19 protein-coding genes are annotated in these 16,221 nt (G+C 69.6%); 12 read left to right on the top strand and 7 right to left on the bottom strand.

Going from position 1 to position 16,221, the window contains the following annotated elements; translation table 11 throughout:
• Nucleotides 1-4 precede the first annotated feature (4 nt).
• Complete coding sequence (locus tag ACWFRJ_RS01750; RefSeq protein WP_453524010.1) at nucleotides 5-481, bottom strand: GNAT family N-acetyltransferase; 477 nt, start codon at nucleotides 479-481, stop codon at nucleotides 5-7.
• 177 nt (nucleotides 482-658) lie between these two features.
• Between ACWFRJ_RS01750 and hemC the strand changes: the two genes are divergently transcribed.
• Complete coding sequence (gene hemC, locus ACWFRJ_RS01745; protein ID WP_453524007.1) at nucleotides 659-1,594, top strand: hydroxymethylbilane synthase; 936 nt, start codon at nucleotides 659-661, stop codon at nucleotides 1,592-1,594.
• Between the two features lie 42 nt (nucleotides 1,595-1,636).
• Here hemC and ACWFRJ_RS01740 read toward each other — a convergent pair whose 3' ends face one another.
• Nucleotides 1,637-2,395: a DeoR/GlpR family DNA-binding transcription regulator gene (locus ACWFRJ_RS01740; RefSeq protein ID WP_453524004.1), complete on the bottom strand. Its 759-nt coding sequence runs from the start codon at nucleotides 2,393-2,395 to the stop codon at nucleotides 1,637-1,639.
• Between the two features lie 270 nt (nucleotides 2,396-2,665).
• Here ACWFRJ_RS01740 and ACWFRJ_RS01735 point away from each other — a divergent pair, with 270 nt between their 5' ends.
• From ACWFRJ_RS01735 to ACWFRJ_RS01690, 10 genes are all read left to right on the top strand, one after another.
• A complete protein-coding gene (locus tag ACWFRJ_RS01735) occupies nucleotides 2,666-3,487 on the top strand; it encodes an endo alpha-1,4 polygalactosaminidase (protein ID WP_453524001.1) in 822 nt (273 codons plus the stop codon).
• 81 nt (nucleotides 3,488-3,568) lie between these two features.
• Nucleotides 3,569-4,897 carry an ABC transporter substrate-binding protein gene (locus ACWFRJ_RS01730; RefSeq protein WP_453523998.1) on the top strand — a complete coding sequence of 443 codons (1,329 nt, stop codon included), beginning with the start codon at nucleotides 3,569-3,571 and terminating at the stop codon, nucleotides 4,895-4,897.
• 10 nt (nucleotides 4,898-4,907) lie between these two features.
• Nucleotides 4,908-5,858 carry a carbohydrate ABC transporter permease gene (locus ACWFRJ_RS01725; RefSeq protein ID WP_453523995.1) on the top strand — a complete coding sequence of 317 codons (951 nt, stop codon included), beginning with the start codon at nucleotides 4,908-4,910 and terminating at the stop codon, nucleotides 5,856-5,858.
• Nucleotides 5,858-6,748, top strand: a complete 891-nt coding sequence (locus ACWFRJ_RS01720) for a carbohydrate ABC transporter permease (RefSeq protein ID WP_453523992.1) — start codon at nucleotides 5,858-5,860, stop codon at nucleotides 6,746-6,748. Before ACWFRJ_RS01725 ends, ACWFRJ_RS01720 begins: the two co-directional genes overlap by 1 nt.
• Nucleotides 6,749-6,799: 51 nt before the next feature.
• Nucleotides 6,800-7,756, top strand: a complete 957-nt coding sequence (locus ACWFRJ_RS01715; RefSeq protein WP_453523989.1) for a carbohydrate kinase family protein — start codon at nucleotides 6,800-6,802, stop codon at nucleotides 7,754-7,756.
• A complete protein-coding gene (gene melA / locus ACWFRJ_RS01710) occupies nucleotides 7,753-9,063 on the top strand; it encodes an alpha-galactosidase (RefSeq protein ID WP_453523986.1) in 1,311 nt (436 codons plus the stop codon). The genes ACWFRJ_RS01715 and melA overlap by 4 nt, the downstream gene beginning before the upstream one ends.
• Nucleotides 9,064-9,118: 55 nt before the next feature.
• The gene (locus ACWFRJ_RS01705; RefSeq protein ID WP_453523983.1) at nucleotides 9,119-9,985 is read left to right on the top strand and encodes an SIS domain-containing protein; all 867 of its coding nucleotides are present in this window, start codon (nucleotides 9,119-9,121) and stop codon (nucleotides 9,983-9,985) included.
• A 224-nt stretch (nucleotides 9,986-10,209) separates the two neighbouring features.
• Nucleotides 10,210-11,067: an endo alpha-1,4 polygalactosaminidase gene (locus tag ACWFRJ_RS01700; protein WP_453523980.1), complete on the top strand. Its 858-nt coding sequence runs from the start codon at nucleotides 10,210-10,212 to the stop codon at nucleotides 11,065-11,067.
• A gap of 185 nt (nucleotides 11,068-11,252) precedes the next feature.
• Nucleotides 11,253-11,858 carry a hypothetical protein gene (locus tag ACWFRJ_RS01695; protein WP_453523977.1) on the top strand — a complete coding sequence of 202 codons (606 nt, stop codon included), beginning with the start codon at nucleotides 11,253-11,255 and terminating at the stop codon, nucleotides 11,856-11,858.
• Between the two features lie 73 nt (nucleotides 11,859-11,931).
• Nucleotides 11,932-12,546: a hypothetical protein gene (locus ACWFRJ_RS01690; RefSeq protein ID WP_453523974.1), complete on the top strand. Its 615-nt coding sequence runs from the start codon at nucleotides 11,932-11,934 to the stop codon at nucleotides 12,544-12,546.
• A gap of 66 nt (nucleotides 12,547-12,612) precedes the next feature.
• Here ACWFRJ_RS01690 and ACWFRJ_RS01685 read toward each other — a convergent pair whose 3' ends face one another.
• From ACWFRJ_RS01685 to ACWFRJ_RS01665, 5 genes are all read right to left on the bottom strand, one after another.
• A complete protein-coding gene (locus ACWFRJ_RS01685; RefSeq protein WP_453523971.1) occupies nucleotides 12,613-12,897 on the bottom strand; it encodes a twin-arginine translocase TatA/TatE family subunit in 285 nt (94 codons plus the stop codon).
• A gap of 157 nt (nucleotides 12,898-13,054) precedes the next feature.
• Nucleotides 13,055-13,633, bottom strand: coding sequence for a TerD family protein (locus ACWFRJ_RS01680; RefSeq protein ID WP_453523968.1), 579 nt, complete (start codon nucleotides 13,631-13,633; stop codon nucleotides 13,055-13,057).
• Nucleotides 13,634-13,777: 144 nt separating this feature from the next.
• Nucleotides 13,778-14,044, bottom strand: coding sequence for a GlsB/YeaQ/YmgE family stress response membrane protein (locus tag ACWFRJ_RS01675; protein ID WP_383265814.1), 267 nt, complete (start codon nucleotides 14,042-14,044; stop codon nucleotides 13,778-13,780).
• A 143-nt stretch (nucleotides 14,045-14,187) separates the two neighbouring features.
• A complete protein-coding gene (locus ACWFRJ_RS01670) occupies nucleotides 14,188-15,216 on the bottom strand; it encodes a sporulation protein (RefSeq protein ID WP_453523965.1) in 1,029 nt (342 codons plus the stop codon).
• Nucleotides 15,217-15,476: 260 nt separating this feature from the next.
• Nucleotides 15,477-15,797: an L-rhamnose mutarotase gene (locus tag ACWFRJ_RS01665; protein WP_453523962.1), complete on the bottom strand. Its 321-nt coding sequence runs from the start codon at nucleotides 15,795-15,797 to the stop codon at nucleotides 15,477-15,479.
• A 182-nt stretch (nucleotides 15,798-15,979) separates the two neighbouring features.
• Between ACWFRJ_RS01665 and ACWFRJ_RS01660 the strand changes: the two genes are divergently transcribed.
• Nucleotides 15,980-16,213 carry a hypothetical protein gene (locus ACWFRJ_RS01660; RefSeq protein WP_453523959.1) on the top strand — a complete coding sequence of 78 codons (234 nt, stop codon included), beginning with the start codon at nucleotides 15,980-15,982 and terminating at the stop codon, nucleotides 16,211-16,213.
• Nucleotides 16,214-16,221 lie beyond the last annotated feature (8 nt).

The raw sequence follows: 16,221 nt of genomic DNA, 5'->3' as shown, positions 1-16,221 counted from the left end.
CCTGTCAGACCATGGCGTCGGGCGCGTCACGCACGAAGAGAGTCACCGACACGCTCTCCTTGAAGCCGTTGCGCCGCATCAGCGCCGCGGACGCGGTGTTGCGTGACTCGACGTCCGTCACGACGGCGGTGGCACCGGCGGCCGTCAGCGTCGCGCAACAGGCCTGCACCAGATGGCTCGCGACCCCCTGCCCCTGGTAGGCGGGGGCGCTGGCGATCCACTCCAGGTTCCCCCAGTCCGTACGCTGATCGAATCCCATCGAGCCGAGGACGAACCCGGCGAGAGAGTCACCGTCGAGCGCCACCCAGCAGGAGGACGCGTCGGCGTCCATGTGCCCGGCGATCGCCGAGAGGGACCAGGACGTGTACGGCTTCACCGAGGTGTCGTACAGCTCGCGGCCCAGAGCGAGGACGTCGGCCAGATGGGTGGCAGCCATCCGTTCGAGGACGATCGGGGACTGCTGGTGGACGGCGGCGGACATGGGACCTCCCAGGGGACTGACGCCGGGACCTGCGCAGACGCGGGCACGGTGGCCGACTGCCTCTCACGCTATGAGGGCCGGGGGCATGGCGCACGCCGGGACCGACCGTTACCAGAGGCAGGGCCGACCGAGGAGCCCTTTACCAGGCTTCTGTTGCGAGCGCCTATCGTGGGGCGCATGTCCGCTCCTGAGCTGATCCGCATCGTCTCCCGTTCCTCCCCCATGGCACTTGCCCAGGTGGAGCGCGTACGCGCCGAACTCGCCGCACTGCACCCCGGTATCCGCACCGAGGTCGTGCCGGTCACGACCTCCGGCGACCGCTGGATGGGGGACCTCGCGAAGCTCGGCGGCAAGGGCGCGTTCACCAAGGAGGTCGACGCGGCGCTGCTCGCGGGCGAGGCCGATCTCGCGGTGCACTGCGTCAAGGACGTACCGGCGGACCGGCCGCTTCCCGCGGGCACCACCTTCGCCGCGTTCCTCAAGCGGGACGACATCCGCGACGCGCTCATCCACCCCGGCGGGCTCACCCTGGACGAGCTGCCCGCGGGAACCCGCATCGGTACGTCCTCGGTGCGCCGCATCGCCCAGCTCGCCATTTCGCACCCGGAGTTGGAGTGCGTGCCGATGCGCGGGAACGCCGGGCGCCGGATGGAGAAGCTGGCCGCGGGCGACGCGGACGCACTGCTGCTCGCGGTGTCGGGGCTCGAACGCATCGACCGTATGGACGTGGCCACCGAGGTCCTGTCGGTGGAGACGATGTGCCCGCCGATCGGCGCGGGAATCCTGGCGCTCCAGTGCCGCGAGGACGACACCGAGACCATCGACGCCGTGTCGGGGCTCGGCGACCCCGAGGCCTGGCGTGAGGCGACCGCCGAGCGCATGTTCCTGCATGTGCTGCAGGGGCACTGCAACTCCCCCATTGCCGGGTACGCGCGCTGCGAGCGGGGCGGCGATCTCTCGCTGCGCGCCCGCGTCTTCACCCCGGACGGCAAGACGGTCCTCAACGCCCACGAGTGGGCGGGTCCGCTCGATCCGGCGACGCTCGGCACGTCCGTGGCGGTGACGCTGCTTCGCCAGGGCGCCCGCGAACTGATCGACTCCATCGCGCACTGACGGCGCCCGTAAGGCGACTCGCACGACGACTCACCCAGCGGCTCATACGACCGTGACCTGCACGCCGACAGCGGCGATCGCGTCGAGTTCGTCCCCGGGCGCCCCGGCGTCGGTGACAAGGGTGTGCACCCCGACCGTCGGGCAGATCTTGGCGAACGTCGCCCTGCCGATCTTGGTGTGGTCGGCGACGACGACGGTGCGGCTGCTGTGCCCCGCGAAGGCGCGGTCGGTGGCCGCCTCCAACTGGTCGTGCGTGGTGCACCCGTGGGCGGCGCTGATGCCGTCCACGCCGAGGAACGCGATGTCCGTGTGGTGGTCGGCGAGGGTCTTCTCGGCGATGGGCCCGACCAGTTCGTAGCTCTCGCTGCGGGCGGTGCCGCCGACCACGATCAGGGTGACCGTCGGGCGCAGGACGAGGGCCGCCGCGATGTTGACGGCGTTGGTGACGATCGTGACGGGCCCGCGGTCGGCGAGCAGCCGGGCCACCTCCGTGGTGGTGCTGCCGCCGGTGAGACCGACCACGGCACCGGCGGGGACCAGGTCGGCGGCGGCCTGGGCGATGGCCTGTTTCTGCGGGGAGCGCTGGTCGACCCGGTGCTGAAGCGGCACCTCGATGCTCAGACCGCCGAGGACCGCGCCGCCGTGCGTGCGCTCGAGCAGCCGCTGCTCGCTCAGCTGCGCCAGGTCACGGCGCACGGTGGCCTGCGAGACCCCGAGCAGCCCTGCCAACTGCTGCACGTCCGCGCTGCCCTGGGCAGAGACGTGCTCAAGTATCCGCGCATGGCGGTCGCTTCTCAGCACGGGGCGAGCATAGTCCCCCATCTGCGTTCCGAGCAGAGTCTCGCAGAATTACTGCGCGTTTCTGCGCGATTTCACCAAGTGCTCCTCAGTCCGCTTCTCTTGACATGACTGAAGCTGCTCGATTAACTCCCTGGCACGCCGATGTCGAGCACTCGGCGCAGAGGTACGCCTAGCCGGTAGTTGGCCTCGGCCATGAGCCCGGACTAAGTCGCCAGGACCCTTTCGCGTGTCCGAGGCGGGGACGTGCCCTCAGATATCTGGAGCTCTGAGATGAGCCTCAACCGTGTTACGCGCAGGGGTATCGCCGCGTCAGCGGCCCTCACCGCCACCGCTGCCGCCTGCCTCCTCGCCCTCCCTTCGACGGCGTCCGCAGGCCCGTCCGATGTCGCGCTGCCGCCGGCTCATGCCGGGTTCGACTACCAGATAGGCGGCGCGTACACGCCTCCTTCAGGGGTCAAGGTCGTCAGCCGGGACCGTTCGGACGCCCCCGCGTCCGGCCTCTACAACATCTGTTACCTCAACGCCTTCCAGGCCCAGCCCGGGGCCGAGGGGGACTGGGACGACGATCTGCTGCTTCGGGACGCCGGCGGCGACGTCGTGTACGACGGCGACTGGGGCGAGGCCGTCCTGGACATCCGCACCGCCGACAAGCGCAAGCGGATCGCCGCCAAGGTCGGCGGCTGGATCGACGGCTGCGCCGACAAGGGCTTCCAGGCGATCGAGCCGGACAACTACGACACCTTCACCCGCTTCCCGGACCTGCTTACGGCCTCCCAGGCCAAGTCTTTCGTCAAGCTGCTCTCCGCACGCGCCCACGAGCAGGGCCTGGCCGCCGCGCAGAAGAACACCCCGCAGCTGGCCGACGCGCGCGACGAGACCGGTCTCGACTTCGCCGTCGCCGAGGAGTGCGGCGTGTACGACGAGTGCGGGGACTACACCTCCGCGTTCGGCGACGACGTCGTGGTCATCGAGTACTCGGCCGACGGTCTGCGCAAGGCCTGCGCGGGCTGGGGCGACAAGCTGAGCATCGTGCGCCGCGACGTCGACGTGTCGCCCGCGGGCAGCAGCGGATACGTCCGCAAGACCTGCTGACCCACGCCCTCCCCGCCGTGTGACGTCCCGTCCCACGGCCTTCCCGCGCCGCGGGCGCACCGATCCCCCCTGGAGGTAGTGATGGCTGCAGTACCCCGAGCGCCGGGAGAACCGTCGCGGCGCAGTCTGCTGCGTGCGGGTGGCGCGGCGGCGTTCGTGGCGGGGGGAGGTGCGCTCGCGGGCTGCGGCACGGGGTCCGCGGACGGGGTCGGCCCCGACGGGCGGGTGACCATTCAGCTGTGGCACGGCCAGACGGACTCCGCCGCCAAGGTCCTCAAGGGCCTTGTCGAGCGGTTCCACCGCTCCCATCCGGACATCAACGTCGACATGGGCGGCGGCGTGCTCGCCGACGCCATGCTGCAGAAGATCACGGCGGCGCTCGCCTCCGGCTCGTACCCCGATATCGCCTACGTCTTCGGCTCCGACCTGGCCAGCGTCGCCCGCAGCCCCGAGGTCGTCGACCTGACCTCGCAGGTGAGCGAGGGCCCGACGCCGTGGCGCAATTTCTGGGCGCCGGCCCGGCAGGCCGTCACCATCAACGGCCGGGTCAGGGCGGTGCCCGCGGTTCTTGACTGTCTCGCCGTGGTCTGCAATAAGAAGCTGTTCGCCGAGGCCGGGATCGATCTGCCCGAGGCGGGCTGGACCTGGGAGGAGTTCACCGAGACCGCGCGCCGCCTGACCGATGCCTCCAAGGGACGGTTCGGCACCGGCTGGCCCGGCACCGGGGACGAGGACACCGTGTGGCGCATGTGGCCGATGGTGTGGGACCTGGGTGGCGACGTGATCGGCGACGACGGGCACAGCATCGGCTTCGCGAAGGAGGGCGTGCGCGCCCTTGAGGTCGTACGGGACCTGGTGCGCGACAAGAGCGTCTACGTCGACCCCAAGCCGGGCAGCGAGCAGATGTACCGGGTCTTCCTGTCGGGCCGGATGGGCATGGTGGCGACCGGGCCCTGGCAGCTGCCGGACATCACCCAGGCCAAGGTCGACTACCACGTGGTGCCCCTGCCCAGCTTCAGCCGTCGCCCCGCGACCATCTCGGGCCCCGACACCTGGACGGTGTTCGACAACGGTACGGCCCGCAAGGCCGCGGCCCGCACCTTCGTCACCTGGCTCAACCAGCCCGGCCAGGACAGCCGGTGGGCCGTCGAGGCGGGCAGCCTTCCGCTGAGCCGCCGCAGCCAGGACCGCCCGGCCTGGCGCGAGCACACCGAGCAGATGCCGGGGCTTCCGGTGTGGACCAAGGCGCTCGCCTCCGCGCGCGTACGTCCGGTGCACCCGGCCTACCCCCGTATCTCCCAGTCCCTCGGGCAGGCGGTCGTCTCCGTGCTGCTCGGCCGCAAGAGCCCCGCCGACGCGGTGCGTTCCTGCGCGAGCGAGGCCAACGCCGCCCTCTTGATACCGCGTTGAGGACACCGACATGCCATCAGTTCCCCGCCCACTGACCCTGCCCCCGGACCCGGAAGGCCAACGCGCCCTGCGCCGCAGGCGCCGCGGTGAGACCGCCACCGCCTGGGCGTTCATCTCCCCTTCGGTGCTCGTCATCCTCGGCCTGAGCGTCCTGCCGGTCGTGTGGTCCCTGCTCCTTTCCTTCCAGGCCAACGACCTGGTGACGCCTAGCCGTTGGGTGGGCCTCGACAACTACCGGGCCCTCGCCCAGGACCCGAACTTCAGCCAGGCCGTGCGCAATACCCTGCTCTACACGGTCCTGTACGTGCCCCTGAGCATCGTCATCGGACTCGCCCTCGCCCTCGCCCTGAACCGGCGGATCCGTTTCGTCGGCCTGTACCGCACCCTGTTCTTCGTGCCGTTCGTCATCTCGGCCACCGCCCAGGGCGTGCTGTTCTCGTTCATCCTCGACCCGGACTTCGGGGCGGCCAACTCCGTGCTCCACCGCCTGGGGCTCTCGCCCCAGGGCTTCCTCACCGACTCCTCGCAGGCGCTGTTCGTGCTGGTGGCCATCACCCTGTGGAGCGGCACCGGCCTGTGCACCGTCATCTACCTGGCCGCGCTGCAGGACGTCGACCAGTCACTGGTCGAGGCGGGCCGCCTGGACGGCGCGGGGCGGTGGCAGCTGCTGCGGCACGTGACGCTGCCGACGCTCGCCCCGGTCAGCACGTTCCTGCTCCTGTGGCAGACCATCCAGGCCCTTCAGGTCTTCGACCTGGTCTATGTGACCACCAAGGGCGGCCCTCTCGGCTCCACGACGGTGATCGTCTACTTCATCTGGGAGCAGGCCTTCAAGAACTTCACCGCCGGGTACGGGGCGGCATCGGCCTACGTCCTCGCGCTCGCCCTGTTCGTCGTGGCCGCCGTGCTGCGCGTGGCCCGCGGCCGTGAGCGCACCCCTCGTACGAAAGCAGCCGCCTGATGACCGCGACCACCACCGCGCCCGAGGCCACCGCGCGCCGGGCCGCCGAACCCGCCGCTCTGCCGCACCGCAGATTCCGCCTGCCCTTCAACGGCTGGCACATGGTGCTCGCGCCGCTTGCGCTGCTCTTCGCGGTGCCGCTGATCTGGCTGCTTCTCAGCTCGGTGATGAGCGACGCGGAGATCAACAGGTTCCCGCCCGCGCTGTGGCCCTCGCGCATCGACTTCGGCGGCTACAGCTATGTGCTCGGCAACGCCATGTTCCCGCGCTGGCTGCTGAACTCGGCGATCGTCTCCGGCATCGCGGTCACATCGAACCTCGTCTTCGGCGCCCTTGGCGGGTACGCGTTCGCCCGGATGCGCTTTCGTGGTTCGCGGGCCCTGCTCGTCCTGATGCTGGCCACGATGGCGGTGCCCTTCCAGCTGACGATGATCCCCACCTTCCTGGTGATGAAGAAGCTGGGCCTCATCGACACCCTCGGCGCTCTGATCGTGCCGTCCCTCGTCACGCCGTTCGCGGTGTTCCTGCTGCGGCAGTTCTTCCTCTCCCTGCCAAGGGAGCTGGAGGAGGCCGCCTGGATCGACGGGTGTTCGAGGCTGCGGGTCCTCTGGTCGATCGTGCTGCCGCTCGCACGGCCCGCGCTCGCCACGGTGGCCGTACTGACCTTCCTCACCACGTGGAACGACCTGACCTGGCCGCTGATCGCGATCAACCACGACACCCAGTACACGCTGCAGCTGGGTCTCACCACCTTCCAGGGGCAGCACCACACCCGCTGGTCCGCGGTGATGGCGGGCAACGTGATCACCGTGCTTCCGGTCCTGATCGCGTTCCTCTTCGCACAGAAGGCCTTCATCCGCTCCGTCACCTCCAGCGGCCTCAAGGGCTGACCGGCCTCCGCCCCTCTCCCCCGCACGATCCGAAGGAACTCAAGGAACTCGATGCCGTACTCGTACGACCTCCTCGTCATCGGGGACGCCAACCCCGATGTGATTCTGGGCCCGCTGAGTGGCCCGCTCGCCTTCGGCCAGCACGAGCAACTCGTCGACGCCGGGTCCCTCACCCTCGGCGGCTCGGCCGCGATCATGGCCTGCGGGGCCGCGCGCCTGGGACTGAAGGTGGCCTTCGCGGGGCGCGTCGGCGACGACGACGCCGGGCGCTACATGCGCGACGCGCTCACCGCCCGAGGAGTCGACACCCGCCACCTGAAGGTGGACGCCTCCCTGCCGACCCCGCTCACCGTCGTGCTCACCCAGGACGACGACCGCGCCATCCTCACCTCCCCGGGCACCCTGAACGCCGTCAGCGGCGACGACGTACCCGCGGAGCTCCTCACCGACGCCCGGCACGTGCACGCCGCCTCGTACTTCCTGCAGCCCCGTCTCGCCGCCGATCTGCCCCAGCTCCTGAGCACCGCGCGCCACAACGGCGCGAGCACGTCCCTGGACACCCAGGACGACCCGTCGGGGCGGTGGGACCCGGCTGCGCTCGCAGCCGTCCTCGCCCAGACCGACGTCCTGCTGCCCAACGCCCAGGAAGCCCTCCAACTCGCCAAAACGCCGTCCGGCAGTCCGGAGCAGGCGGCCGAACTGCTCGCCGCCCAGGTCCCCCTGGTGGTCGTCAAGAACGGTGCCGCGGGCGCCCTGTGCCACAACGGCCAGTCGCTCCTTACCGCTCCGGGCCTCCCCATGACTCCCAAGGACACCGTCGGCGCCGGAGACAGCTTCGACGCCGGTTTTGTCGCCGCCCTCCTCGACGGGCAGACCCCGCAGGAGGCACTGCGGTTCGCCGTCGTATGCGGGTCCCTGTCGACCCGCGCCCACGGCGGCACCCGAGCCCAGCCCACACGGGACGAAGTCCTCGCCCACACCACTCACAGCGGAGCGCACGCCTCATGAACCACCCCAAGATCACCTTCATCGGCGCAGGCAGCGTCGTCTTCACCCAAGGCCTGCTCGCCGACCTGTTCGCCTTCCCCGAGCTCAAGGGCGCCCACATCGCCCTGCACGACATCGACTCCGAACGCCTTGCCACCGCGCAGGCCGCGGCCGAGTACATCGCCGACCACCTGGGCGCGCACGCCACCATCTCCAGCCACTCGGACCGCCGCCAGGCCCTCGCGGGCTCGGACTTCGTCATCAACATCGTGCAGGTCGGCATGGGCGAGGCCACCCGTACCGACTTCGACGTCCCCGCCGCCCACGGGGTGCGTCAGACCATCGGCGACACCCTCGGCGTCGGCGGCATCTTCCGCGCCCTTCGCACCTTCCCGCTCCTGAAGGCGCTCGGCGAGGACATCGCCGAGGTGTGCCCCGACGCCTGGCTCCTGAACTACACCAACCCCATGGCCATGAACATCCAGTACCTCACCGAGGCCACAGGACTGACCAAGGTGGTGGGCCTGTGCCACTCGGTGTACTGGACCATGCGTGACCTGGCCGAGCTGGTGGGCGTCCCGTACGAGGAGGTCACCTACCGGGCGGCGGGCGTCAACCACCAGGCGTGGGTCCTTCGCTTCGAGCACCAGGGCAAGGACCTCTACCCCCGGCTCGACGAACTGATCGCCAAGGACGAGCAGTTGCGGCGCCGGGTCCGCGTCGACATGTACCGGCGGCTCGGCTACTACCCCACCGAGACCAGCGAGCACTCCTCCGAGTACGTCCCCTGGTACCTGCACCACGACAGCGAGATCGAGCGCCTGCGCCTGCCGATCGGCGCCTACCTCGGCATCGTCGACGAGAACGTCGCCGCCTACCACCAGACCCGGGACGCCCTTGCCGCGGGCGAACCGCTCACCGTCGAGGGCACCATGGAGTACGCCCCTCAGATCATCCACAGCATCGTGACCGGCACCCCGCGCACCGTCTACGGCAACGTGCCCAACCACGGCCTGATCGACAACCTGCCGAGCCACGGGGTGGTAGAAGTCCCCTGCCTCGTCGACGCCTCCGGCATCCAGCCCACCCGCGCGGGTTCCCTGCCCCCGCAGCTCGCCGCGCTCAACCGCACCTACCTGAGCATGAACGACCTGGTCGTCCGCGCCGCCATCGACGACGAGCCGCGCCACATCAGGCACGCGGCGATGACCGACCCGGCCACCGCGGCGGCGCTTCCCGTGGAGCAGATCTGGCGGCTGTGCGACGCCATGGTCCTCGCCCACGGGGACCGGCTCCAGCCCTCCCTGCGCCAGCTGCTCGGCGACTGACCGGCCGTCGGCGACCTCCACTCATTCCATCCCCCGGATCGAGAAAGCACCCTCAATGTCACTGACAAGCCGGGAAATCGACACACAGCCGCAGTGCTGGGAGTCCGCGCTGGAGCAACTCCCCGAATACGCGCAGGCGCTGCCCGCCAAGGGCGAGCGGGTCGCCGTGATCGGCTGCGGTACGTCGCTGTTCATGGCGCAGGCCTACGCCCATCTGCGGGAGAGCCTGGGGCACGGCCCCACCGACGCGTTCCCCGCATCCGCGGCCTGGCTGCACCGCCCCTACGACCGCATCCTGGCCCTGACCCGGTCCGGCACCACCACCGAGATCCTCACCGCCCTCGCGGCGGCACCCTCCGCCACGCGGGTCACCACCCTCACCGCGGTACCCCGGTCACCTGCCGCGCTCGCCGCCGACGACGTGATCATCCTCGACCACGCCGACGAGCAGTCCGTCGTACAGACCCGCTATCCGACCACGCAACTGGCGCTCATGATGGCCCACCTCGGCCACGACCTCGGTCAGGCGCTGACCGACGTGACCACGGCCCTGAGCACACCGCTGGATCCGCGGCTGCTCGCCGCTGAGCAGATCACCTTCCTCGGCGAGGGCTGGCACACCGGGCTCGCGCACGAGGCGGCGCTCAAGGTGCGGGAGGCCGCCGCCCATTGGACCGAGTCCTACTCCCTCATGGAGTACCGCCACGGCCCCATCGCTGTGGCCGGTCCCGGGCGGGCCGTGTGGAGCCTGTCCCCGCTGCCCGCGGAGCTCACCGCGCAGATCGAGGCCACCGGCGCGTATCTGCGTGCCCCGGAGCTCGACCCGCTCGCGGAACTGGTGCTCGCCCAGCGTCTTGCCGAGGACTCGGGACGCAACCCCGACCAGCCGGCCCACCTGACCCGCTCCGTCGTCCTGGCCTGACTGGCCTGACTGGCCTGACCTGCGGCCCATGACCCCGTGAGCGGTCACTCGCGGCGGCCGGCCTCCCCGGGCCGACCGCCGCGACCTCGGTATCCGGTTCGGCCGATATACGACGTAAGATCGACATCGCAACACATTTCCGCACGGTCTTCCCGAACGAAGGCCGCGCGCACCGTGCTCAAGGGCGACAGCCCTGCCGTTGCCGCCCCGAACGAAAGCCCTCCATGCGCCGCCCGTACCGCCCGCACCGCCCGCACCCCGGCCTCCTCGCCGCCTGCGCCGCCGCCCTCTTCCTGACCGGCGCCTGCGCCACCGACGACGGCAAGGACACCTCGGCCGCCGCCACGGACCGGGCGGACCACGTACGCCCGCCCAAGGCCGACGCCGTCTTCGACTACCAACTCGGCGGCCCCTACGCGCCCGACGACGCCGTACAGGCGGTCTCCCGCGACCGCTCGGCCAAGCCCGCCAAGGGCCTGTACAACGTGTGCTACGTCAACGCCTTCCAGACCCAGCCGGGCGAAGCCATCGACTGGTGGAAGAAGAAGCACCCCGAGCTGCTCCTCAAGGACGACGACGGCTCCCTGGTGATCGACGACGACTGGGAGGAGCCGCTCCTTGACATCTCCACGCCCGGCAAGCGCCGGGAGTTGATGAACATCGTCGGGCCGTGGATCGACGGCTGCGCGAAGTCGGGCTACGACGCCGTCGAGCCCGACAACCTCGACTCCTACGAGCGTTCCGACGATCTCCTCACGACGAAACACGCCGCCGCCTTCGCCAAGTTGCTCGCCGAGCGGGCCCACGGCCGCGGCCTGGCGATCGCGCAGAAGAACACCACCGACCTCCTTCCTGAGCGCGGCCGCATCGGGTTCGACTTCGCCGTCGTCGAGGAGTGCGCGGCGTACAAGGAGTGCGGCGACTTCGCCGACGCCTACGACGACAAGGTCTTCGCCGTCGAGTACACGCGGGGGGACTTCCGCACCGCCTGCGACGGCTGGGGCTCCGACCTGTCCATCACGCTGCGCGACCGCGACGTCCGCCCCGAGGGCACGAAGGGCTACGTCTTCGATCAGTGCTGACGGCGCTTCTCCGCTCCTGCCCGTTTCCCCCTTCGGCGTGCCCGAAGGGGGCATTCGGCGTGCCCGAGTTGGCTCAAACTGCCTTATAGGCCACGGAATTCGGGATTCCAGCCGCAGACGCGGACCGGAGCCACTATCCAGGAAGGTGATGTGCTCACGCCAAGCTAGAAGAAAGGGGTAACCGTATGGCGATACGGACCACGCATCGCACCCGTCTAGCGGGGGCCACGCTCGCCGTCACCACCGGACTGATCTGCACCCTGTCGGCGCAGCCGGCCGGGGCGGCCGATGAACCGGCCGCGCGCCACTGCGTCCTGGACGCGACCACCGGAGAGCAGCGCTGCTTCGGCACGTTCGACGAAGCCATCGACCGCGCCACCGACGGACGCGTCACCGACGCACCGGCCACCCCACGGGCCGCCGTCACCTCGTCCGCGTTCCGCGCGGCCATGTCAAAGGCAGCCATGTCAAAGACCGCGGCGAAGAAGGACACCGCGGCGGCCGGGGACGTCGTCCAGGGCACGTTCTTCAGCGATCCCGGCTACTCGGGTGACACGCTCACCATCAGCGGCCCCTCGCTGTGCGAGAAGGACGGCTGGGTCAACTGGCAGTACGACCTCGGCGACGACTGGAAGAACCGCATCTCCTCCGTACAGCCCTGGGGCAACTGCGCGATCTGGCTCTACCCGGAGCCCAACCTCGGCGGCGACCGCGACGGACCGTTCGACGAGAACACCGCCGACGTCGGCCAGCTGATGAACGACCGCACCCAGTCCATCGGCTTCAGCTAGAGCGGGCGCTGCCACGCTCTGGCGCACGCCGTACCCCCCACCAGCATCACCTTCCCCCCACTGGAGATCACACATGATCACCCGTACCCGTCTCACCGTCCTGTTCGCGGCGATGGCCACCGCGGGCGGCATGGCCCTCGCGCCCGCCGCGCAGGCCGACGAAGAGGCCCCCACCATCCGCGAGCTGCTCGACAAGTGCGACAACGGCACCGACTCGTGCGTCTTCCACCCCGACGGACCCGGCACCGACTCGATGGGCGAGGCGCACCAGGTGGGTGACAGTGCCTACAACTGCACCCCTGACCTGCAGCGCTCCAGCATCTCCTGGGCCGACACGACCGGCGAGTCCAACAGTGTCGGGGTCTCGCTCAGCGCGGAGTACGGCTTCGCCGAGGTCTTCAAGGTGAGCATCGAGACCTCCTACGGACACACCTGGGAGAGCTCGCACACCGAGACCGACACCACCAACGTCGATGTCCGCCCCGGCGAGGTCGGCTGGGTCACGCGCGAGTCCCAGCTGCAGCGTGTCAAGGGCACCTACGAGCTGCACTTCGAGGACAAGTTCCACGGGCACTACATCTGGTACGCCCCCTTCGACGCGACGGGCCCCAAGCCTGACGCGCCGAGCACCAAGACACAGCACACCCGCCAGATGACGGACCAGGAGAAGGCCGAGCACTGCGGCTGACGCACCACTCCAGAGCCTCTCCCGGCCCGGACCGGGAGAGGCTCCCGTCGTGAGCGCCGGGAACGCCTAGCGCTGCTGGTCCTGCGAGTGAGGCCGTACGGAGTCCGGCTTCGGCACCGTGTGGGCGGTGGGCGCGATGACCTCACCGTGAATGACATGGGGTTCAGATGCCGACTCCCCGGCGGCCTTCCCCTCCTTCTCCTTCTCCTCCTCGCCCTTCATCGCCTTGGCCTCGGCCTTGAGGATGCGGGCCGACTTGCCTGCGGAACGGGCCAGTTCAGGGAGCTTCTTGGCGCCGAGGACGAGTATGACGACGATGAGGATGATGGCGATTTCGCTCAGTCCGAACACTTCGGTCCTGTCTGCGTCTGGGCCCGTGCCGGGTGCGGCGCGAGCAAGGAGGAACCCCGCCGCCCGCATGCGATTGGGTGGTCATGCGGGCGACGGGGGTCTGTGGACGTCGCCGGACGGCTGGGTCCGCGACGTCAGGTGCCGGAGGCGGGCACGGTCAGACGTCGACGCCGAAGTCGGAGGCGATGCCCGACAGGCCGGACGCGTAGCCCTGGCCCACGGCACGGAACTTCCACTCCTCCGCGCCGTTGCGGTAGAGCTCGCCGAAGATCATTGCCGTCTCGGTGGCAGCGTCCTCGGACAGGTCGTAGCGGGCGAGTTCCGCTCCGCCGTCCTGGTTGACCACGCGGATGAAGGCGTTGCGGACCTGGCCGAAGCTCTGGCCGCGGTTCTCGGCGTCGTGAATGGACACCGGGAAGACGATTTTCGCGACCTCGGCGGGCACTGCCGCGAGGTTCACCTTGACGGCCTCGTCGTCGCCCTCGCCCTCACCGGTGAGGTTGTCACCGGTGTGCTCGACCGAACCGTCCGGGCTCTTGAGGTTGTTGTAGAAGATGAAGTGCCCGCTGGAGGGCACCTTCCCGGACTCGTCCACCAACAGGGCGGAGGCATCGAGGTCGTAATCGGTGCCCGTGGTGGTCCGCACGTCCCAGCCCAGGCCGACCACTACGGCCGTGAGGCCCGGGGCCTCCTTGCTGAGCGAGACGTTGCCACCCTTGGCCAGGGAAACTCCCACTGCTCTCCTCCTCGAGGTCTCCGGTCCGCGCCCGCGACGCCGATCCGCCTTGAAACTACAGCACTGTAGAGACAACGGGGGCGGGCTCCGCGAGTCCGCCGTACCGAATCAGCCACGCGCGACGTCGGGAACGCCGACCGTGCGTCACTTGCGCGAGTTGCCGAACAGGAGCCGGTAGCCGATGAGCAGCACGAGCGCTCCGGCGATGGCAGATCCCCACGTGGTGAGGTCGAAGAACTGCCGCTCCACCGGCCGGTCGAGGAACCGCGCCGACAGCCAGCCCCCGACGAAGGCACCGGCGATTCCGATGACCGTCGTGCCGATGAGTCCGCCCGGATCACGGCCGGGCAGCACGGCCTTGGCTATCGCGCCGGCCAGCAGCCCGAGAATGATCCACCCGATGACACCCATGGGTCTTGTCTCCTTCTTGTCTCCGTCGTTCCTCGCCCGTTGCGCAGGGAGGTGTGCCGGAGCAGCGTAACTTCTACGCGTCTGTAGAAGATGTGAACGTGGTGGAGTTCGCAGGCCGCGGACCAGGCGGCTTCCCGACGCGCCTACCCCTCGTCCCCCTCTTCCTCTTCCTCGTCACCCTCGAAGAAGTCGCCTACCTCGTCGACGACTTCGGCCGCGACCATCCCGCCGACCACACCGACCGCGAGCCCCGCCGCACCCGCGGCGACGACGGTGCCCATACCGGGGCCCGAGCGACGGTGACCGTCGTGGTCGTGATGGTCGTTGTGGTGGCCGCCCTGGCCGTGAGCCGAGTCGTAGGGGCCCCCGTGTCCGTACGAGGAGTGCGCGGCGCGGGACCCCCGATGCTCGACCAGCTGTTTGATCCAGCCGTCGACCAGCGCGTTCCAGTCCTGGTGCCCGACCCCGTCCTGACCGACGGTGAAGCGGGTGACGGCGTCGTGGCCGCCCGAGAAGAGACCGCCTCGCTTGTCAGCCTCCAGGATCACGTCCATGCCGCCCGGGTAGCTCAGGAAGGTCAACTCGATCTCGTTGACCGCGTGGGCGTACTGGGAGGACGGGGTGAGTTCGATCTCCTGGTAGAAGGGGAGTTGCTGTCCGGTCCCTGCGATGTGGCCGTACTCGAGGTCGGCGGACCTGAAGCCGAAACCGAGCTGTCCCAGCGCCTCCAGGATCGCCTCCTGCACGGGCAGAGGACCCACCGCGAGCGCGTCCAGGTCACCCTTGTCCTTCGCGCCCGCGACCGACAGCTCCGTGCGCACCCCGAGGACGATGCCGAGCCCCTGGCCGTACAGCTCCGTGATCGGCGTCTCCCACGGCAGCGTCACGCTGAACGGGACGCCGCGCTCCTCGCCTTCAGCGAGACGGAACCCGCCGCCCACGGTGAACCGGTCGAAGACGACGGTGCCTTCACTCTCCCCGTCCTCCTGCTCGACCTCGGCCCGGGCAACCAGCTCCAGGGTGATGTGCTCGATGTCGAAGTCGGCGCTGCCACCCTTGAGTTGGACGTGCCCGTTGAGGTCGCCGCCGGGCAGGACCGAACCCGGATCGAGGACCGTATCGACCGTGGGCCCGCCCACGCCGAGCGAGCCGAGCAGCCGTTTGAACACCATCGTGGCGTTCACCCCTTACGTGCGTGTGATTCTCGTACTGAGGAAGTACCGAGGAATGCCGATGAAGTGCTGAGCAATGCGGGAGGCACACGGCAGGGGACGCGGAAGCGCTCGAAGCAGCCGCGAACACCCTCGCATTTCTACAAGCGAGTAGAAGCATAGGGCTGCCGGGCCTGCTCCAGGCGGCATCGCGGGAGGTGTGGCGGGAAAGCTCAGGAAGAGGCGGAAAGCCTTCCGCTCGAATCGCCCCATACGGGCAGCTAGGCGAGGTGGAAGACCTCGGTGAGGGAGCGCATCGACTCGTCGGGGCCGCGCCCGTCAAGGCCCTCGAAGTAGCCCGCCATCTCGGCCTGCCAGCGGGCGTTGACGTCGGTCCGTGCCATGGCTTCCTGCGCGGCGGCGAAGTCCGGGGTTTCCAGGTACCCGACGAGGAGGCCGTCCTCGCGCAGGAACAGCGAGTAGTTGTGCCATCCGGCGGCGGAGAGCGCTTCGCGCATTTCCGGCCACACGTGTTCGTGGCGCTCTCGGTACTCGTCCAGCCGGTCCGGGCGAACCTTCAGCAGGAAACAGACCCGTTGCACGAGCGATGGCCCCTCTCAGCCCACGCGGCACGACCAGCGCGACAGGCCCTCGCACTGAAAGGATTCACTCCAATGCGCCGCAAGCTACGGTCGTCCCGCGGCGGATGTCAATCGCGTTCGGCGCCGATCGGCCCTGTGACATCGGGCCTAAGGTGGGGCGCATGAGGGATCAGGGGGCGGAAATGACGCGTGGAGTGTGTCCCGGCTGCGGGGGCGGCGAGGTGTACGAGGGGCAGGCCCACTACGGCCAGGCCAACCCGAACGTGCGCCTGAAGTTCGGGGCGATCCGCGGACGGACCGTCCCGGTGTCGGCGCTGGTCTGCGCGGACTGCGGGCACCTGGAGTGGCGTCTCGCCCTCGACGCGGACGCCAGGGACGACGTACGACGGCACTTCACCCGCGTACAGCCTGAGTAGCCCCCGGT

Source organism: Streptomyces sp. NPDC055239 (assembly GCF_053606205.1).
The sequence above is the reverse complement of the archived record's forward strand: the minus strand, read 5'-3'. Positions and strand labels throughout refer to the sequence as shown.